Source organism: Fibrobacter sp. UWOV1 (assembly GCF_900142495.1).
In the GTDB taxonomy this organism is placed as follows: Bacteria; Fibrobacterota; Fibrobacteria; order Fibrobacterales; family Fibrobacteraceae; genus Fibrobacter.
Genome location: NZ_FRBA01000002.1, coordinates 431336 through 450298 on the forward strand (window position 1 = coordinate 431336; position 18963 = coordinate 450298).

Sequence of the window (18963 nt, forward strand, 5' to 3'; positions counted from 1 at the left end):
AGTTTTCGACACTCCTTAGCTTGCTAGGGAGTATTTTTTATGTCAGCATAAAAGTTGGAGTGTGTTATGCAAAAAAATTGTTTGGGATTGATTCCGGGCGCCGTTTTGTCGGCTGCCCTAGGTGTTCACACATACGCTGCGTCGGGTGATGCTTACACATGGCCCGGTTACCGCAGCGACCTGGATTACGACACGAAGTCTAATCTGGGCGACATTCAGCCGCCGACCAAGTTCAATAACAATTGTTCGGGCGTTACCGGAAAGAAGGCCGGTAAATGGTGGGCGTTCTACTGGGGCAAGGATCGCGACAGCCGCATTACCGACGTGACGATTGATTCGATCCTCAAGAAGTACGATACTGACTTCGAGTATCTGTACAATGAGATGGGCTGGGCGCCGGATGCCCAGGCGCAAGAAGGCCAGTACAGTGCCGTTTATTACTACGGCTCGGGGACATGTGCCGGTGGTGCGAAGGACGATACCACGGGTGGTTGGCAGACATGGGTGGCGGGCTACACGGCGGTGGCGGCTTCGTTCTATCCGCTCTACAGTTTTAACACGAGTTGCCCCTACCGCGATCGTGTGGCGCAGATGGATGCGATGATTCACGAGGGAATCCACTCGATGACGAACGGTTACCCTGGCGCAAAGGATGCGCACTGGTTTCAGGAAGCGGGTAACACCTGGATTCAGCAGGATATGTTCAGCCACCGCGATGGTGTATACAGCGGTATGGGATTTTTGAATGCGGCAACGGTCATTGCGCCGTTTATGCCGATCGAATGCTATTCGGGCTGGCTCATCGACGGTACTTTCGGTGGCCCCGGCGGCGGTGCCGATGGCGGTGGTGTGACCGGCAAGAATCAGCGTTACCTGCTGGGCGGCTCGCAGTATAGTAACATTTTCCCGACGTTTATCGGCACATGGATTGGAACGGGTGCGGTTCGCTGGATTTACGGAAACGCTTACGGCAAGACCAAATACCTGCTTGAAACCTACGGCCTCGACAAGGGCCTTGGCGATGCGGGCGTGCGCAGGCTCATTACCGAATTCCGCGCAAGGCTTGCGATGCTTGACATGAAAAAATGGTCCGGCGAAATCAAGAATTTGCTGAACCAGCATTTTGGAAGCGACACCTACTGGGAACAGGACATGTGGGACAATAACAGGAAAAGCTACACCTGGACCATGACGCCTTACCAGACGGTAACGGAAAGCAACGGTTACCTTGTACCGAATCAGGAAACAACTCCGGGTTGGTCTGGCTCGAACGTGGTTCCGCTGAAGGTGCAAAACGGCGCAAAGGAAGTGACGGTGAGTTTTTACCCGAACGGCACAAATTCCAATAACAAGAACATGAACTTCTTGCTGTGCTACCGCGCAACTGACGGTACACCTGTGTACAGTGAACCCATTACGGGCGAGGGCTCTGCGACGCTTCGCTTGGACAAGACGCCTTCTTCGACGAATGGCACGCAGATGGTTTTCGCGGTCATCGTGAATACCGATTACCAGTACACCGGCAATACGGGAATTCGCAAGCTGCATTACGATTATAAGTTGAAACTGGAAACGGGCGTAAGTGGCGCGGGTGCAGCAAACGTCAAGTATTACAACGACTTCAAGCTTGATTACAAGTGGCCCGAAATCGGCGAAACCCCGGTTGCGTCCAGTAGCTCTGTAGCTTCGAGCAGCTCTGTCGCACCAGCAAGTTCTAGCAGCGTGCCGGCATCCAGCAGTTCCGAAAAGGTTGTCTTGGACGGTGCCACGACTTACACCATCACGGTGACGCTGCCGATTGACGACAATTATGCGACGGTTGCGGCAAAATTTGATGTAAATGAAATCGCGCAAAAGCTTGGACTTACTGCGGCGACTCTTTCCCAGGCGACCTTCTTTGCCCAGGAAAGCGACGGCAAAGTGGTGACCAACAGCACCGCCACCGCTCCGGGACACTGGTTCGGTAAAGACGGCAAGGTGGTGGAATGGGGTGAGTCCGCCTACGTGTTCAGCGAAGCCGACTTGTCGAAGGGGACGCTTGCCGTCGGACATTATCCGAACAGCGTGAAGGACGGCGAAAAGTACAGCTTTACGCAGGGGCTTTCGTACAACGGAAAGTCGGTGCTGTTCAAGGTAAATGTGACTATCACCAACGAAAAGGGGAGTGGCGAGGCGACAGCGGCGTTGATGTATGGACTCGAGGGACTTTCGACTCATATCGACCTTGCGCTTCGTCGCGGCCAGATCGAGGTGCGTTACACGCTTCCGCTGCGTGACAATGTAAAAATCAGCCTGTTTACGGGCTTTGGCGCTCTAATAGCCCAAGAAATGGTTGGCGTGCAGAATGCCGGTGCGCATACGTTTGCGTTTGATATGAATGGCTTGCCTATGGCGACCTATATCGTGAAGGTGACGACCGGCAGCTACCGCGAGGCACGACCGATCAATATTACCAGATAGCTTGCTCCTCTGCTATTCACACCAAAGATCCTCCGGCAGTTTCGCCGGAGGCTTTTGTGTCAGATCATAGGAAATTTTAATATAATCTTTTTGGGGTGAATGTTACATGGAGGGGGCTAGTATTGCATCAGCACGCTGCTGTAATTATCGGCTCGCTCGGCGAGCCATTTTTTTAGCGTCTGGATTTCGGTATCGTACCGGCGGATTGGCGGCCAGCGGGTAGCGTCGTTTTCGAGAGCGATTGCGGTCTGCGAAACGTAGGCGTCGAGCTTTGCGAAGGCATCTGCGAGAATTCCATTTTTGTGCGATTCCCAGCGCGCCCTGTATGCGGCGAGGAACGTGCCGTTCGCGAACATGTTAGTGAAGAAACCTGGAACCGCCCTGCCGTCGTAATTGTTGAAGCGCGTGTTTGTGCCGTTGCACATTCCCCAGTCGTTCTTGCTTTCTGCTGTGCAGTTGTAGGGGCTTTTTGATGGGTTGCCTGTCCCGAGAATCCAGCTTTGGCTCGTGAAGTACTCCTTGGTATCCTCGTCCCAGCCGTAGCCGAAACCTCCGTCAAAATCCCAGACGGGCCCCATGTGGTATTTCCCGGTATCGTCCCGGTAGAGGTGCATGCTTCGCGGTGCTTCCAGTTCCACGTTGCGCGTGATTTCCTGTAGCAGGATGAAGTCGATGAAACTTTCCATGTCCATCAGTTTCTGCACGTTGTCGTAATCGGCGCTTACGATTGCCTGTTCCAGGGTGGCGAAGTCGGTAGCGATGGTTTCGAGCCGTTCTGCGGAAATGTTTTTCGGGTATTTTACGGCGACGGGCATCCCGTATACCTTGCTGTAGAAGTTGTTGCCTGCGTCGGGGGAAAGTTCCGGGCCGTCATCCATGTCGAGGCTGAGCAGCAGGCCGCTTGTGTCGATGTCTACGCGGCTTGTGGCCCTCTCGATCTGTTCGGTCAACTGGTACATGCCCATGTAATCCCCGTTGATTTCGACCTCCACGAAGCGATTCGCGTTCACGAACGGGAAACTGCCCATATAGCGTGCCATGTCGAACGCGATGGCGTTCATGAACTTGCTCTGGTCGCGGTAGTTGGCGAGCAGCACCCAGTCCTTGTTGGCGGGGAGCCCGAGAATGCTTGTCTTGTTGTCAAGCTTGATGCGGTACGGCTTCTTGTCGTACCAGAGCCTTGTGGAGTTGCCGCGCTGGCGAATTCTTGCACCTGCCGGTGTGATGTCCTCGTATTGACCGTTACCTGCAATCTCGATAGTGCAGGCGACGTACTCCGTGTCGATACTGTCGGTGGCGATGATTCGCACGTAGGGAATGCCGTTGTTCGGCAGGTGGATGTTTTTGACGGAAGAAGACGATGTCTGCGAATTCCATAGTGAAGACGATGTCGGCTGCATTTGAGGCGAAGAAAAGCCTTGCTGCACCTGAGACGATGAAGAACTTTGCGGTGCCCAAAGAGAAGATGAACTGTTAAAAAATGAACTGTTCGGAAAATCGACGGGCGTAATGCTTGTGGTTCTTTCGGTGGCTGCGACTTCGGTACCGGTTGGTGCTTCGGAAACGGAATCTCCGCAGGCGCAGATTGATAGTAAAACCAGAAACAGCCCACCTTTCGCCAGTCTACAAACATGTCCCATTTTTACACCTCGCTACGCAATATAGCGAAAAAGAAGGTTTTGGGCAAGGTGCCGTTGAGTTTTCGTGTAAAAGCTGTGTAATGGGTTGTGCGGTCCAATCCAAAATCCCCAGCCGAGGTGGCCGGGGATTTTTATATGGCTTTAGGTTATACCACGCGACCAGGCTTATTCATCTATAGCTTCATCTGGAATAGTTTCAATGACTGGGCTTTCGATAATTGTGTTGAGTATCATGTAGGACCTTATGGTTGTGTCCTTGACAAGCGTTTCTGCCAGACGGTTGAACGTCTCCGTGATGATGCCGGTGCTGTCAATGGGGAGGCGTGTTCCATTGGACGGTGCGGGAACGTAGTATTTCAAATAGATCAAGTCTTTATAGATGGGGTATGATTCTGCATCGCCATCTCTGACCATAAGAATGCTCACGGTGTCAATGAGCGCTGTAATCGTATCATTTGGTGAAATAGAGAACGTTTGTATATCTTGGTCTTGGCTTTTGTTGTCTGAATTGACTTTTTGATAGTAGAGGGTGTCGTTCCCCTTCAATTTGTACTTCGCTATGAAATAGCCGAACCCGTAATTCTTGCTCGAGATGACTTGGAACTTGACGCTGTCCTGTTTTACGATTTCTCGTTCAGGGAGTGTGGTCTTTTTCGGGGAGAAACTCAAAGTTCTAGAGAAAGTATAATGATTTGTGTTTTTGGGTGCGGAAGGGATGTGCCATTTTTGATAGAAAAGGGCGCAGGAAAGCTGGGCTATAGAATCTGTTCCCAAAAAATTGGAAAGTTCTTCGCTATTGTGGTAACTGAGGTATGCTTCGGGAATGTCGTGGCCTGAAGGCTCTGTAAATTGGAGTGGAAGCCGGAGTGTATCTGGAGGCATTCCTGCTTTTACCAGGATGCAATGGGAGTATGTGGTGTCGGGAATTAGAAATTCGCCAAAAGTGTACCAAAGTATTGGCTGCAATCCGATAATGAGATCGCCTTTGTAGAAAGAATCTTTGTATTCTGGATTTGATTGAATGTCCGAAGCCATCCAACAGGTGCCGGGTTCTTTACTCATGGTGACATTGAAGGTCATTTGGATATTGCGACATTCTTCTGAGTCAAAATGGATCTTGAAAATATGGTCGTTGATAAAATCAGGGAAGTCGAATGTATTTCGGAAATGTTTTTGGGGGAAATCTTGGGTAGAGTCTAAGTCGAAGGCGATGGGTTCTCCGTCCATGTACAGTTTCATTTTGTCTACAGTGCAGGAGCTTGTATCCGAGATAGTGTAGTCCAACAGGATGTACCGGAAATCATTGAGTGTGAAGGTCGTGTCCAGTATATTTTGCGCATCACCTGTCCAGGTGTGAATGTCGCGAAAGAACATTCTTAATCCGGTATCGCTATCCTTGGTGAAGGATACTAAGGATCCGCTTTGGAACATATATCTAGTTTGGTCTTGAAGTTCCCACCATTTGGGTTGGAAATCGATTTGCTCTTCTTGATTGCTTGGCAAGGAAGGTTTGTCGCTACATGCGACAAATGATGCTAATGAAAATAGAGTAATTGCAATGCAAAAGAGAAGATTGTATGTCATAATGTGAAAAATAAATATATATTTTGTGAACTGCAATACGGGGGTAAGTTATTATGGTAAATATTCTTGTATTATTCGTGATGACGCTTCTTTTTGTCGCCTGTGATGATAGTTCTGTTGACACTAGCGCAGAGAACGATATTTTGTCTTCGTCGTATGAGGGCGAAAGTAGTTCTTCTTTGGATACCTTGGAATATGTAGCTCCTCCTAAATTGTCGGGCAGGGAATATAACCCAGATTTTAATGCGATTATTAGCAATCTTGCGCCTCCCTTGTATAATGACGGAAAGTGGGTAATGGGTCGCTTTGAAACAAAAAGGGTAGGGACGAAAGAGAATGGACTGCCAATATATGATCGTTATTACGTTTTCTTCGTATCCAAAGATGATATGGCTACATGGGAAAAAACGGATACGCTAAGGTGTAATCGATCTGACAATATAAAATCGGCTTTTACATGGAATGGTCGCTTTTATTATTTGCTTCATACAGATGAGGAGACAACCTTCTTTTTCAGCTCGGAAGATGGCGCTCAATGGGACTCGATTCCTTTGGTTGGGCTCCCTGCGGAATTTATGGACGATGCTATACTGACAAGGGCCAATTTCCATGCGTCGAACAACAAAGTCTTTGTGACTGGCAACGTACCTTGTTATGTGACGTCCGACTTGGAAACATGGCACGAGATGAAACTGCGTAATGGTGGATCTGCATGTGGAAACAATGTGGCTTGGGGCGAACCCGGCTATAGAATGTCGGGTGCAAGTGGTGTAATTATGTATTCGGATGATGGTACTACATGGGATTCTACAAGTACGAGTGGTACTCTTAACGGATATCAGATTGCTTTTGGTAATGGCGTTTATGTAAGGGGCACCTATAGTGGACGCGATGCATTGCAGTGGTCGAGGGATGGTCTTGAGTGGAATCCGACGAGGCTTGAAAATGGCAATGCGTCGTCTATTTTCTACGAGGGCGTTATCTTTGATGGCGGAATCTTTCTTGCCTATGGCGGCGGGATGATGGCCGGTTCAACTTCGTATTTACTTGTTTCTGAGAATGGTCAGGACTGGGTACAGCAAGACAAGGTCGCCTATAGGGATATTCTGCGGGTTGTCTATGGCAATGGACAATATGTGGCGTCCATTTATGGTGAAAACTATTATGCCGTTTTCCAGAAGGAACCTTAACAGAGAAGAGGGCCCTCTAGGGAGATTGGAGGCATAGACCTCTACTTTCCCTCTTTTTTCCCCTTTTTTGCCACCGAAACTCGTGCTGCTCAAAGTCCTTGTCGGCAAAGTAGGTGAAATCGCCCACAATGATGTTTTGGTTTTTGACATCGGGCTTGATGAAGATCAATGCCTCCACGTTAGCGATAGGCTGGATGACGTTTGGGTAGGGAGTCTTCGCGGCTGAGAGCGTCGCGGCAATCTCTAACTGACATTGTCATCCCGCACTCGTTGCGGGATCACCTTTTACACAAGCCGGGCCTTGAGCTCGGCTTCTTGTTTTTAATAATGTGGACTTTTTTTATGCAAAACGTTGTTAAAATCTCATCATATTATTCTAAAATATTGTAAAACTATTGACTTTTAATTGCAAAAAGTGTAGATTTTTTATATATTCTCTGGAAAGGAGTGTGGTATGGGTGTATTGGAAACATTCAGGGCGGCGTGTGTCGCCTTATCTCTCGCGGCTGTTGCCGCATTTGCGGCCTCGGTCGCCGTTCACGATCCTTCCGTCATTGTGGTCTATAAGGACGCGGGCGGGAATTCGTATCCTGAAAACGATGCGGCCAAGTCGCGGACGAAGTATTATTACATATTCGGGACCATGAACGGGGCGGCATATTCCCGCGATATGCTGGACTGGACCCCGTTTACGCCGCAGCTTTCGAGGGACGGCACGGTGTATGTCACTGGCAACGAGGCCAAGGACGATTACTACAGCGTGTTCAAGGCGGAAGCCGACTATGCGGAACATACGAATTCCGCGACCGCCAAGGGGAACCTGTGGGCGCCCGATATCGTGTGGAACAAGAAGCTGAAAAAGTGGTGCCTGTACTTTTCGATGGCGGGCGAGGACTGGAAAAGTTCCATTGTGCTCCTGACATCCGACAAGATCGAGGGGCCGTACGAGTACAAGGGTGCGGTCGTCTACGGCGGGATGGACAAGCAGACGGCGGGTTCTGCCGCCAATGCCGACTACGCGAAGGTGACCGGTTCTTCGACAATCGACGAGCGTTACTATATCGCAAACAACGGTGTCACTAATTTGGGCAAGTGGGATGGCGGCTATGGTTCCAGCTGCATCGACCCGAACGTGTTCTACGACGAGGACGGAAACCTGTGGCTCCTGTACGGTTCGTGGAGCGGCGGGCTTTTCCTGGTCAAGCTCGATGAGTCTACCGGTCTCAGGGACTATTCGTACAAGTACGGGAACAACGGCGCAGCCAAGTGGAGCGGGACTTCGATGCTCGAGGACCCTTACATGGGCATCCACGTGGGTGGCGGTTATTATGTGAGTGGCGAGGGTTCGTACATCCAGTATTTCAAGGATGCGGATGGCAATGGCTACTACTATCTGTTCGTGAGTTACGGGTTCTATTCGCCCGAGGGCGGCTACACCATGCGCGTGTTCCGCAGCAAGGACGTGAAGGGGCCCTATGTCGATGTGGATGGAACTCCTGCGATTTTTGAAAAGTTTATCCTGAACTATTGGGGCAATACCGACCGCGGATTCCCGATTATCGCGAATTACCGCTGGAGTTTCTGGGCCGAAGACCGGGCCGAAATTGCGGATGGGCACAATTCGCTATTGCGCGACGACGATGGCGGCATGTACCTGGTTTATCACCGCAAGTTCAACAACCATACGGGTTGGCACAATGTCGAGACTCACCAGCTGTTCTTTAACAGGATGGGCTGGATTGTGGCGGCACCTTTCGAGTATCACGAGGGTTACGGGCTACCGGCGCGTGCGCTCGACCGCAGCGATATCGCGGGCCCATACAAGGTGATTATGCATAACCCGCCCAGGAACAACCCGCAGACCTGGGAAGATTCCGTGGCGGTGAACCAGGAACAGAACATGCAGCTCAATGCCGACGGTACGGTGACAGGCGCCTACACGGGAACCTGGGATTACGACTATGCGAAGGGCCGGAGCTACGTGACGCTCACTCTGGGTGGAACTGTCTACGAGGGCGTGGTGCTTGACCAGTTGCAGAACGATATGAGCAAGCGGACGCTTACGTTCTCGGCGATGAACAAGGCGGGGAACCGTGCCTTCTGGGGTTACCGTGTGCCGAAAACCGAAGTGCTGCAGGATGCCCGCTATTACGGCGACAGCGTGAAGGTCGTTGGGAAAAAAGACTTTAGCACGGCATGGGATGCCTATGACGAATTTGAGTCCGTGAAGGTAAGCGGAAACTTTATCGCGGAATTTGAATTCAGGAACAAGGTAAAGAGCGGAGCCGAAAACTGGAACAACTGGGTGCTCGTCTTTAGGAACGGTGGCGACATGTGGTACCTGCGTGCCGACGGCTATTCCGTGGAAACGTTCGGTGGCGAAAATACGGTGCACTACTGGAATGCCTGGGGTGAAAACTGGGATGCCTTCAAGAAGATGTACGACGGTGCAAAAGTCCGCCTGCGTGCAGAAAAGGACGGCTACCTGATAAATGTGTATGCGTTCTTGCGCGGTGCGGCGAAGGATGGATCCGACTCGCTAGTGTATGCGGTTACGGCTACGGGGACACCGGTTGGCGATTACGAAATCTTGCTCGGTGCCGACGCGGCGTCGCTCGAGTTGAGCCGCGTTGCCTACGGAGCACTTGAAAATCGCATCGTGGCGGGTACGATAAACGACGGTGGCGAATACAATGTAGCGTTCAATGCGCAGAAGACGGCTGAATACAAGGTCTCGGGCGACTTTAGCGCAACATTCCGCTTTATGAATTACGGGAACAAGCCGGTTTACGGGCTTGCTGATGCGAACAAGGTGAACAACTGGGACAATTACATTGTGCGTGCGACTGCCGGCGGGGCGACGACGCTGTTGCGTGCCGATGCCTTTGCGATGGATAACGCGGGGACGTTCGATTACGATTTCGACTGGAACTGGGACGATTTCGCTGGCATCATGCGCAACGCCGAAGTGGTGATGGATGTCTCGCGCGAAAAGGATGTCGTTACCTACTCGGCCCGCATCACGGCGCAAGATGGCAAGGCGTATCACTACAAGGCGGTAAACAGGGGCGCATCGACTGCCGAGATGTCGCTCGGGTTTACCTGCGAGAAGAGCGTAGTCGACCTGCTTTCGGTTTCCGTGAATAGCGTGGCGGGCGACAGCACGCAAATCCAGGTGGAAGATCCTGATTCTTTGACCACGTCGTTTGCGGTTCGCAATGGCGTTGAAACGGGACGCAGCCTGCAGGATATGCGTGGCGCGAAGGTTTACGATGTGCGCGGTCGCCTTCTGGGAACTGCGGACAGCCCGCGGGTAAAGGAAATGCGTTTGCGCAAGGCCCGACAGCCCGTTTTTGCGAAGTAACAAAAGCACCGCAGGTGCCCACGAAGAAACTTGTCTCCTTTGTCTCCGTTGTCTATGGACAACCGGAAGTGTGGTGGTGAAGGTACTATTTGGAGTGCCGGAGATATATTATAGGTGCAGGTTCCCGGTGGTGCGGGGGCCTGTAATTCAAAGAAAGGATTGGATGATGAAAAAGTTGTGGATGTTTGGGCTTTCGCTCGCGCTTGGAGTGGGCATGTCGCAGGCGGCTCGCCAGATGGAATGGCTGAACCGCGGGCTTGTGGCGGTTAAGACTGGCGGGGGCGTGTTCCTCAGCTGGCGCGTCCTTGGAACCGAGGGCTCCGAAACGGGCTTTAACCTGTACCGCGATGGCGAGAAAATCGCGAGCCTCAGCGGGACACAGGCGAGCAACTATACCGACGCGAAAGGGACAACCTCGAGCAGGTATTCCGTAAAGGCTGTCATAAACGGCAAGGAACTTGCATCTGACGATGCCGTACCCGTGTGGGGCGAGCAGTTCTTGACAGTGAACCTGGACAGGCCTGCAGGCGGTAGCGACTACACCTACAGTCCCAATGATATTGCCGTGGGCGATGTGGATGGTGATGGCGAGTTCGAGTTGGTTCTCAAGTGGGATCCGAGCAATTCCAAGGACAATTCCCAGAAGGGAAAGACGGGCAACGTCATCATTGACTGTTACAAGATGAGCGGCAAAAAACTATGGCGCATCGATCTGGGCGTAAACATCCGTGCGGGGGCGCACTACACGCAGATGCTCGTGGGTGACTACGATGGCGACGGCAAGGCGGAACTTGCCGTAAAGACAGCGCCGGGAACGAAGGATGCCAGCGGAAAGTACCTGAGCAAGGGCGCAGCGGCCAATGCGGCACATACCAGCGATTACCGCAATTCGAGTGGATACATTCTGACCGGTGACGAATACCTCACGGTTTTCAACGGCGAAACGGGACTTGAAATGGCGACCGTCGCCTATAATCCAGGGCGCGGTACGGTAAAGAACTGGGGCGACAGTTACGGGAACCGCGTCGACCGCTTCCTTGCGACAAATGCCTATCTCGATGGCAAGAAACCGAGCATGGTTTTCCAGCGTGGCTATTACACGCGCATGGCGCTCACGGCCTACGACTGGGACGGAAAATCGCTGACGCAGCGCTGGTACCACAATTCGGCGACGAGCGGCAAGGAATGCTACGGGCAGGGAAACCATAACCTTTCGGCGGGTGACGTGGATGGCGACGGATTTGATGAAATAATGCAGGGTAACTGCGCTATCGATCACGATGGCAAGTTCATGTACCGTGTAGGTTACGGTCACGGTGATGCAATCCACTTTGGCGATTTGGACCCCGATAACGACGGCCTCGAGGTTTGGCAGGTCCACGAGGAAAAGCCCTACGGCTACAACTTGCACGACGCACGTACTGGCAAGGTGCTTTTCTACGAAACCAGTTCGGGCGATAACGGGCGCGGTGTCGCGGGCGATGTTGATTCCAACAGCCGCGGACATGAGCTTTGGTCTGCTGCAAACTGGAACACCTATACGGCTAAGGGAAAAATCTGGAAGGCCGACAAGCGTCCCGCCTACAACTTCCGTATCTACTGGGATGGTGACCTGCTTGACGAATTGTTGGACAATACGACCATCAGCAAGTGGGACCACGCAAAGCAACAGAGCAATACGCTTTTCCAGATGCAGGGCAACAGTTGCAATACCACCAAGGCGACACCGAATTTCAGCGGTGACATTCTGGGCGACTGGCGCGAGGAAGTCATCTTGCACGATGGAGCCTCCAAGCTTTACATTTACACGACGACCACGCCTACCGAACATCGCATGTACACGCTTGCGCACGACCCGGTTTATCGCAATGGCATGAGCTGGCAGAATACCGCCTACAACCAGCCGCCGCATCTGGGTTTTTGGCTGCATGGCAACAAGGGCAAGTTCCCGAAGCCGGACATCGTGCTGATAGGCGATAACACGCCGAAGGCGGCCGCGATTGTCAAGCAGGGCGCAGGTAGTTCAAGCCAGGTGATTGTGAAGGGTGATTCGATTGTCCCGTTCACCTTCGCGATCCAGCATGCGGACGGGGCGAATGTTGACGGGCTCCCGGCAGGCGTGACGGCCGTGTGGAATGCGACGACATCATCGCTCTATTTTAGCGGGACTCCCGTTGTCGAGGGCGAGTTTACCTATACGATTACGACGAAAGGAGGGAATGCTGACTTTGGCGAAGCGACTCGCAACGGAAAATTCACCATCCTGAGTGTCGTGGAATCGGGGCCTGCTCCTCTTATGGTTCGGAGCGATATCGAGGCGGCGGTACCGACCGATGCAAAGGGAGCCTTTGCCGACAACCACGAGAATTTCCGCGGCACGGGATTCTACGATTTCGAAAACAGTCTCGATAGCTACGGCATTTACCACCTGGTTTCGCCGAAGGAATACAAGAATGCAACGATGGTGCTGCGCTACGCCCACGGCAAAACGGATACGCGTCGCATTATGGTGAAGATGAATGAAGACCTGGTCGGTTCGCTGACGTTCAAGCCCACTGCCGATTGGGATACCTGGGATAGCGTCTCGGTGGGCGTTTCGCTCCAGAAGGGGTTGAATGTGCTTTATCTGAAATCGCTGGAAGAGGCGGGTGCACCGAACATCGATCAGATCGGTTTTGATGTCGAAGGCGTGGTGCTTTTTGAGGATTCAACGCAACTCTCGGCGATAGACACCTTGAGCGCTGAAGTCGCGGGAGACTCTTCGGGAACGACGGGACTTACCCGTGGCGATTACACCGCAGAAGACGACTTTGCAGGTAACATTCGCGTTGCTGCCGGAATACACCTGAATCTTGCAGATGGTACGCTGATTGCCCGCGAATCGGGGTATGCCCAGGTGGATTTCTTTGACATGACTGGCCACCAGGTGGCGCGCCTTGCAAGAAATGTTCCGGCAGGAGCGTCTGACTTGTCCCGCGAAATCAGGACTCTCCCCGAGGGCGTCTACATGGTCCGTGTCAAGTTCAATGGTCGCACGATGCAGAATGCGGTGCAGGTAAGAGTAGAACGGTAGTTTCCTAACTAAACGATACGTCCCGGCGGAAGCCGGGGCGTTTTTTTGCACCGCAGGTGCCCGCCGTAGTCCGCGGACAACTGGAAATTTCTTTTACCCTACCCCCGGAGCAAATCCGAGGGTATTTTTGTGGGCAGAAAGGAGTTATGTATGGGATGTTTGAACTCTATTCGCGTATTGGGCCTCTCGGCGGCGCTTGCCTTTGCCGCATCGCCCGTCATCAAGGTCGATTTTGACATGAGCGGCCGCAATTCGAGCGAGGTTACGGAACCGAATTACGTGCCCTGGGTGGTTTCGGGTGTCGCTTCGAAAGATACGACGCTTTCGGGCGTGAAGGTGAATATCGCCGGAAGCGCGAACCTCAAGGCCAACTGGTACAAGGCCGGGGTGCAATCCCCGAGCTATGCGCGCCTTGTGTGCGACGGCGTGATGGTCGAAGGCGGTGGGGCGATTACGCTCACCTTCTCAAATCTTGCGGCAGGGACGCACAGCCTCCTTTTGTACCTGAACAATGTCGATGGGACGGCGGCAAGCAACAGCATCGATGTCTATGTGAACAACTCGAAGCAGGCGTCGGTCAAGCCCACGAATCGTGCGCTCTCGACAGGCGAGGCGGCGATTGCCTACGTGACTTTTAATGTGGGCGGGACGGGCGCCTCGACTGCGATAAAGCTGAATACGGGAACGGTTACCCTGAACGGCTTTGAGCTGAACGTGCCCAATGCGGCGGCACAGGCGACAGGGCCTTCGCCTGCGGCTCTGGATTATCACGCACCGCACGAAAACGGAGCCTTGACACTTTCGTGGACGGCGGCGAAGTCGGCCGTAAAGCATCGCGTCTATTTCGGGACGGATTCGGCGGCTGTGCTTGCGGCAACGCCCTCGAGCACTGCGGTTTACAAGGGCGAACAATCCGGCAGTTCGTATAAGGTGAGCGGTACGACTCCGCTCCAGACATACTACTGGCGCGTAGATGAGGTCGATGCGAACGGAATGGTCACGGCAGGGAATGTCTGGTCGTTCAAGCCGGGCCGCGTTGCGTTCGAAGGTGCCGAAGGTTACGGCCGCAATGCGGTCGGCGGGCGTGGCGGCAAGGTGGTGTACGTGACGAACCTGAACGATGACGGTGCAGGCTCCTTGCGCGAGGCGTGCACGGCAGAAATTGGCCCGCGTACCATCGTGTTCAAGGTGTCGGGAATGATCCAGCTGAAATCGCGCCTGGTCTGCAATCAGGATTACGTGACGATTGCGGGGCAGACGGCTCCCGGCAAGGGTATTACCATCAAGAGCGCCCCCATCGGGTTCACGGGCAAGGATATGGTTATCCGCTTCATGCGCGTGCGCCTGGGCTACGGCGCCACCTACGACGGCATGGGGCTCACCGGTGGCGACCACAGCATACTGGATCATGCGAGCATCAGCTGGACGATTGACGAAGCCTTCAGTAGCCGAGGCGGCAAGAACCTTACGCTGCAGCGCACGCTGATTTCGGAGGCGCTGAACATTGCGGACCACCAGAATTACCCTGTCGGGACGGGGCACGGGTATGCGGCGACTATTGGCGGCGATATCGGCAGTTTCCACCACAACCTGCTTGCGCACAATGCGGGCCGCAACTGGAGCCTGGGCGGTGGCCTCGACGGGAACGGCTATTACGCGGGTCGTCTTGACATATTCAACAACGTTGTCTATAACTGGGTGAGCCGCGTGACCGATGGCGGTGCGCACGAGGTGAACTTCGTGGGCAATTACTACAAGGAGGGCGCCGCCACTACCTTGCACGGCTATACATTGCGTGCGCAGTTCGAAGGTACGGGCAAGGGCTCGCAGGCGTATTACTACCACAACAATATTCTCGAGGCCGCGGGCGGCAAGTTCACCTGCGACGGCACCAACGACAATTGCGGTCGCGAGTATTCGCTTTCCGGCGGGCAGGTGCTGGATTGGGAACCCTGGAACAGCAAGCCCTTCTTTGCCTCGTATGCGACTGTCCAGAGCGCGAAGGCCGCCTACAAGGATGTGCTGAGCGATGTGGGCCAGCGCATGCCGGTACTTGACAATCACGACACCCGCGTGATAAACGAGACCAAGAACGGAACCTACAGCATGAAGGGTTCCGTGGGCGGCATGGCGGGCATTCCCGACCGCGAAACCGACGTGAAGGATACGGCGAACATCAAGGGCTGGGAACCTTACCCGAGCGAAATCCGGGCCGACGACTACGACAGCGATTTGGACGGGCTCCCTGACTGGTGGGAAAATATGTACGGATACAATCCGAAGTCGAAGAGCGGTGACTTTAGCGAAGCGAACAGGGACCGCCTGGGCGATGGCTGGACGGAACTGGAACGCTACCTGGAATGGATGGCCCGCGCGCACTACACCTTCGCGAAGGGCGAAACCCAGGTGATAGACCTTTCGCAGTTTACCCGCGGTTACGACGGCGGAACCTACACCGTGTCGGCCCCGAGCGGCGTGACGGCGACCGTGAACGGTTCCAGGTTGACTGTGAAACTCGCCGAAAACTTTGCAGGTGCGGACTACGTGCAGTTTACGCTCAAGGACAATGCGGGCGACACCTTTAGCCGCTACATCGGCGTGACGCAGGGACTTGCCGTGAACGCTTCGCAGGACGGACAAGACGAAAACGACACGACATCTGTTGTCGCGGGCGATTCTACGGCAACGGATTCTTCGACGACTTCGATTGCGACGTTCTCTCCTGTGAAAATTTTCCACTACACCGTTGCGGATAACATCGTGCGCCTCTACGGCATTCCCGCAAATGCGCAAATCCGCGTAACCGACCTGAGCGGCAGAAACCCGATGCTCAGCAAGAATGTGCTGACCGCAGACGGAACCGCTTCGGTGGATTTGCAACCCTTCGGCAGGGGCGTCTATATAGTGAACGTCCGCGGAATGGCCCACGACGGATCCCGTCTGAACAAGACCATCAAGGTCATGCGCAAGTAAACTACAAAAGAAATACCGTATCCCCTCAAAGTCTAGGCTCAAACGAGCCTAGGCTTTCTTATTTCAAAAGCTTGTTCTCTCCGATAGATTCCAGTACTGTCATCTGCGAAATCGCAATCTGGTTCAGCTTTTGCAATCGTTCTGGCTGCGGCAAGCCTTCCTTAATCAGTACGGAATTCAACGATTCCATGTTCGAAAGGCATATGAGCTGGTTTACCGTCGCATAGTCGCGGACATTGCCCTGCAAATCGGCGTGTGCATCGCGCCATTCCTTAGCCGTAAATCCGAATAAAGCAACATTTAGAACATCGGCTTCGTTTGCGTAAACCATGCTCATCTGTTGCTTTGTAAGTGTTGCCGGAATCAAATTCTGCTTGATGGCGTCCGTATGGATATGGTAGTTGATTTTTGAGAGTTCACGACGTAGTGACCATCCTAATTGAGCTTGTTCCGCAGCCTTGAGGCGTTGGAACTCCTTAACCAAGTACAATTCGAATTCGACAGAAACCCAACTTGCAAATTTGACGGCGATATCATATTGTGCGAATGTCCCGCCGTTAACACCATTTTTAGAAATGAGTCCAATTGCACCAGTTTCTTCAATCCATCGAGAAGGGCTCATAGTGAACGAATGGCTACCAGCTTCTTTTAAAAAGGGGTCGAATTCGACCCCTTTGAAGTCGGGATTGTTCAACATTTCCCATAAACCTAAGTATTCTATTGTATTTTTTGACCTCATCCAATTTTTCACAACATCCTTAGGCTCCACAGGATTCTTTTGCCGAGCAATATCAGTAATGCAGACATAATCGACGCCGTTAACGAGCATTGTTTTGATTTCACGGTTCATGACGTTTATTCGTTTCATCTTTTACTCCTTTTTTACTACGGACAAGCGTAAAACCGTCGTGTTTGAAATTTTGGGCACTAGAACGTTTGTGCACTAATAAATATAACTCCACAAGGGGTGAATGTCAAGAGATTTTCGTTTTTTTTGAAACTAGATTTGAAAAAATATAAATTGTCATTTTATGACAGTTTATGAATATATATTTGTGGTATAACCAAATGGAGGCTATTATGGAACAGAATCAGAAAACTATTAGAGTTATGGGGACGGGCTTTGTCAAAATCTCTCCGGACACCACGAGACTCACTTTTTCTATAGATTCCAAGCACGATTCCTATGAAAAGGCATATAACGAGGCCTCCCTAGGTAACAAAGGTTTGAGGGATGCTCTTGAAAAGCTGAATATTCCGAAGGAATCTCTTAAGACATCAGATTTCTCGATAAGTAAACATCGGGAATGGATTAGCAAGGAAGTCCGGTGGCTTGTCGAATATCATTTGAATCAAAGTCTCTCTATTGAGTTGCCTTTGGATAGTGTTCTTACATCAAAGGTTATGTCGACTTTGGGAGCCGCGTGGCCTGAACTCGAAGTGAACATATCTTTTATCAGGAAAGATTCTCACGATGTCAAGCTTCAAATTCTCGAATCGGCAGTCAAGGATGCCCGCGAAAAAGCCGAGGTGATCGCCATGACGCTCGGACATAAACTAGGCGGTATCGTAAGTGTCGATTACTCCAGACGTAGCATTGACGTTTATGTTGGTCGGGAAGATTATAACATGGTGGCTGATTTAGCAGAAAGTTCCGGCTCGCAATCTGTTGATTATACCCCTGATGATATTGAAGCAGGAGATACTGTTGAAACAGTCTGGTATTTGGATTAGACAAAATAGAGGATTGATTTTATTGTTGATAAAATCAATAAGGCAACAATATTCAATCTATGATGATGCCTTTTGCAAACATTTTGTCGCGATGCTTGAAGTATTTGTCAAGTTCTTTTTCGACTGCTTTGAAAAATTTTTTCGCATTCGGGTCTACATGCAGTAGCATACTAGCTAAATCACGCATCCAATTAAAGCGCACCATCGAATCTGCGGTGTCGAAAAAATCGCGTGTAATATGTTCTCTAGTCGATTTATGCTCCTTCAAAAGTTCATCAATGGCTTCGTCATCGCCAAAATCGTATATGGTCTTTTCTCCCAAATTAGAGAAATCTGTACTGATGAGTTTCATAAAATAACACCTTTCCTCCCTAATATACCACTTTTTTTATAGAAAGTCAATGTTGAAACAGTCTGGTATTTGGATTAGTATATTACTGAATTTGCGTTCTTTCCTATTATTGCAGTAAGGGTGTCTTATGTCGGATCGGAACATCATAAATCTTAAATTGCCGATGCGGGCAAGTCAAAAGAGCAGAATTATAGCCATAGTGGCGGCAGTCCTGCTTATTGCTGTGCTGTTTGTAGAAAATTTCTGCCTTGATTTCGATTGCGTGTATATGGGAGTCTCAATCTTTGTGTTTGTCGGAATATCTTATGTTCTCCGTTTCTTCTCTGATATTTTTACAGACATGTTTGCTGGTTTGTTGGCGGCTTCGCTAGGTGCATTTGCAGAGGCTATAATAATATCTATCGCCATCAATTCGATTTTCGACTGTAAATTCGATAAAAACTTTGGAACGCTCTTTTTCTTTTGCTACTGTTTCTTCTTATTGTTTATGGTCATTATGCTCATGCGGAATGAAAGACGCAAAGAAAAAACGGAAAAATACTAACATTGATGAATACTAAACAAGGTAGGTCTATATGGACAAACGATACATT

11 protein-coding genes are annotated in these 18963 nt (G+C 51.6%); 7 read left to right on the forward strand and 4 right to left on the reverse strand.

Going from position 1 to position 18963, the window contains the following annotated elements; genetic code table 11:
* The first annotated feature begins 66 nt into the window (after nucleotides 1-66).
* On the forward strand, nucleotides 67-2460 hold the full coding sequence (locus BUC02_RS05470) for a DUF4859 domain-containing protein (protein WP_073319671.1): 2394 nt from the start codon (nucleotides 67-69) through the stop codon (nucleotides 2458-2460).
* A gap of 116 nt (nucleotides 2461-2576) precedes the next feature.
* On the opposite strand, the gene BUC02_RS05475 is transcribed toward BUC02_RS05470, so the two are convergent.
* The gene (locus BUC02_RS05475) at nucleotides 2577-4100 is read right to left on the reverse strand and encodes a CotH kinase family protein (protein WP_083564404.1); all 1524 of its coding nucleotides are present in this window, start codon (nucleotides 4098-4100) and stop codon (nucleotides 2577-2579) included.
* Between the two features lie 165 nt (nucleotides 4101-4265).
* Nucleotides 4266-5474 carry a hypothetical protein gene (locus tag BUC02_RS05480; protein WP_139261027.1) on the reverse strand — a complete coding sequence of 403 codons (1209 nt, stop codon included), beginning with the start codon at nucleotides 5472-5474 and terminating at the stop codon, nucleotides 4266-4268.
* A gap of 263 nt (nucleotides 5475-5737) precedes the next feature.
* On the opposite strand from BUC02_RS05480, the gene BUC02_RS05485 reads away from it, so the two are divergent.
* The 4 genes from BUC02_RS05485 to BUC02_RS05505 all read left to right on the forward strand — a co-directional run bounded on the left by BUC02_RS05485 (nucleotide 5738) and on the right by BUC02_RS05505 (nucleotide 16284).
* A complete protein-coding gene (locus tag BUC02_RS05485; protein WP_073319680.1) occupies nucleotides 5738-6874 on the forward strand; it encodes a beta propeller repeat protein in 1137 nt (378 codons plus the stop codon).
* A gap of 454 nt (nucleotides 6875-7328) precedes the next feature.
* The gene (locus BUC02_RS05490) at nucleotides 7329-10238 is read left to right on the forward strand and encodes a glycoside hydrolase family 43 protein (RefSeq protein WP_073319683.1); all 2910 of its coding nucleotides are present in this window, start codon (nucleotides 7329-7331) and stop codon (nucleotides 10236-10238) included.
* Between the two features lie 166 nt (nucleotides 10239-10404).
* On the forward strand, nucleotides 10405-13311 hold the full coding sequence (locus BUC02_RS05495; protein WP_371340958.1) for a rhamnogalacturonan lyase family protein: 2907 nt from the start codon (nucleotides 10405-10407) through the stop codon (nucleotides 13309-13311).
* A gap of 150 nt (nucleotides 13312-13461) precedes the next feature.
* On the forward strand, nucleotides 13462-16284 hold the full coding sequence (locus BUC02_RS05505) for a T9SS type A sorting domain-containing protein (RefSeq protein ID WP_254794113.1): 2823 nt from the start codon (nucleotides 13462-13464) through the stop codon (nucleotides 16282-16284).
* A 58-nt stretch (nucleotides 16285-16342) separates the two neighbouring features.
* On the opposite strand, the gene BUC02_RS05510 is transcribed toward BUC02_RS05505, so the two are convergent.
* A complete protein-coding gene (locus BUC02_RS05510; RefSeq protein ID WP_072798892.1) occupies nucleotides 16343-17152 on the reverse strand; it encodes a KilA-N domain-containing protein in 810 nt (269 codons plus the stop codon).
* Nucleotides 17153-17364: 212 nt separating this feature from the next.
* Here BUC02_RS05510 and BUC02_RS05515 point away from each other — a divergent pair, with 212 nt between their 5' ends.
* Nucleotides 17365-18018: an SIMPL domain-containing protein gene (locus BUC02_RS05515; protein ID WP_175549808.1), complete on the forward strand. Its 654-nt coding sequence runs from the start codon at nucleotides 17365-17367 to the stop codon at nucleotides 18016-18018.
* 52 nt (nucleotides 18019-18070) lie between these two features.
* On the opposite strand, the gene BUC02_RS05520 is transcribed toward BUC02_RS05515, so the two are convergent.
* Nucleotides 18071-18370, reverse strand: a complete 300-nt coding sequence (locus BUC02_RS05520) for a hypothetical protein (RefSeq protein ID WP_073319689.1) — start codon at nucleotides 18368-18370, stop codon at nucleotides 18071-18073.
* A gap of 127 nt (nucleotides 18371-18497) precedes the next feature.
* Here BUC02_RS05520 and BUC02_RS05525 point away from each other — a divergent pair, with 127 nt between their 5' ends.
* Nucleotides 18498-18914, forward strand: coding sequence for a hypothetical protein (locus BUC02_RS05525; RefSeq protein WP_139261028.1), 417 nt, complete (start codon nucleotides 18498-18500; stop codon nucleotides 18912-18914).
* Nucleotides 18915-18963: the final 49 nt, after the last annotated feature.

Bases quoted from the DNA above. Each gene is read 5' to 3' on its own strand.
- BUC02_RS05470 (WP_073319671.1), top strand. From the start codon at position 67: ATGCAAAAAAATTGTTTGGGATTGATTCCGGGCGCCGTTTTGTCGGCT.
- BUC02_RS05475 (WP_083564404.1), bottom strand. From the start codon at position 4,100: ATGGGACATGTTTGTAGACTGGCGAAAGGTGGGCTGTTTCTGGTTTTA.
- BUC02_RS05480 (WP_139261027.1), bottom strand. From the start codon at position 5,474: ATGTTCTTTCGCGACATTCACACCTGGACAGGTGATGCGCAAAATATA.
- BUC02_RS05485 (WP_073319680.1), top strand. From the start codon at position 5,738: ATGGTAAATATTCTTGTATTATTCGTGATGACGCTTCTTTTTGTCGCC.
- BUC02_RS05490 (WP_073319683.1), top strand. From the start codon at position 7,329: ATGGGTGTATTGGAAACATTCAGGGCGGCGTGTGTCGCCTTATCTCTC.
- BUC02_RS05495 (WP_371340958.1), top strand. From the start codon at position 10,405: ATGAAAAAGTTGTGGATGTTTGGGCTTTCGCTCGCGCTTGGAGTGGGC.
- BUC02_RS05505 (WP_254794113.1), top strand. From the start codon at position 13,462: ATGGGATGTTTGAACTCTATTCGCGTATTGGGCCTCTCGGCGGCGCTT.
- BUC02_RS05510 (WP_072798892.1), bottom strand. From the start codon at position 17,152: ATGAAACGAATAAACGTCATGAACCGTGAAATCAAAACAATGCTCGTT.
- BUC02_RS05515 (WP_175549808.1), top strand. From the start codon at position 17,365: ATGGAACAGAATCAGAAAACTATTAGAGTTATGGGGACGGGCTTTGTC.
- BUC02_RS05520 (WP_073319689.1), bottom strand. From the start codon at position 18,370: ATGAAACTCATCAGTACAGATTTCTCTAATTTGGGAGAAAAGACCATA.
- BUC02_RS05525 (WP_139261028.1), top strand. From the start codon at position 18,498: ATGTCGGATCGGAACATCATAAATCTTAAATTGCCGATGCGGGCAAGT.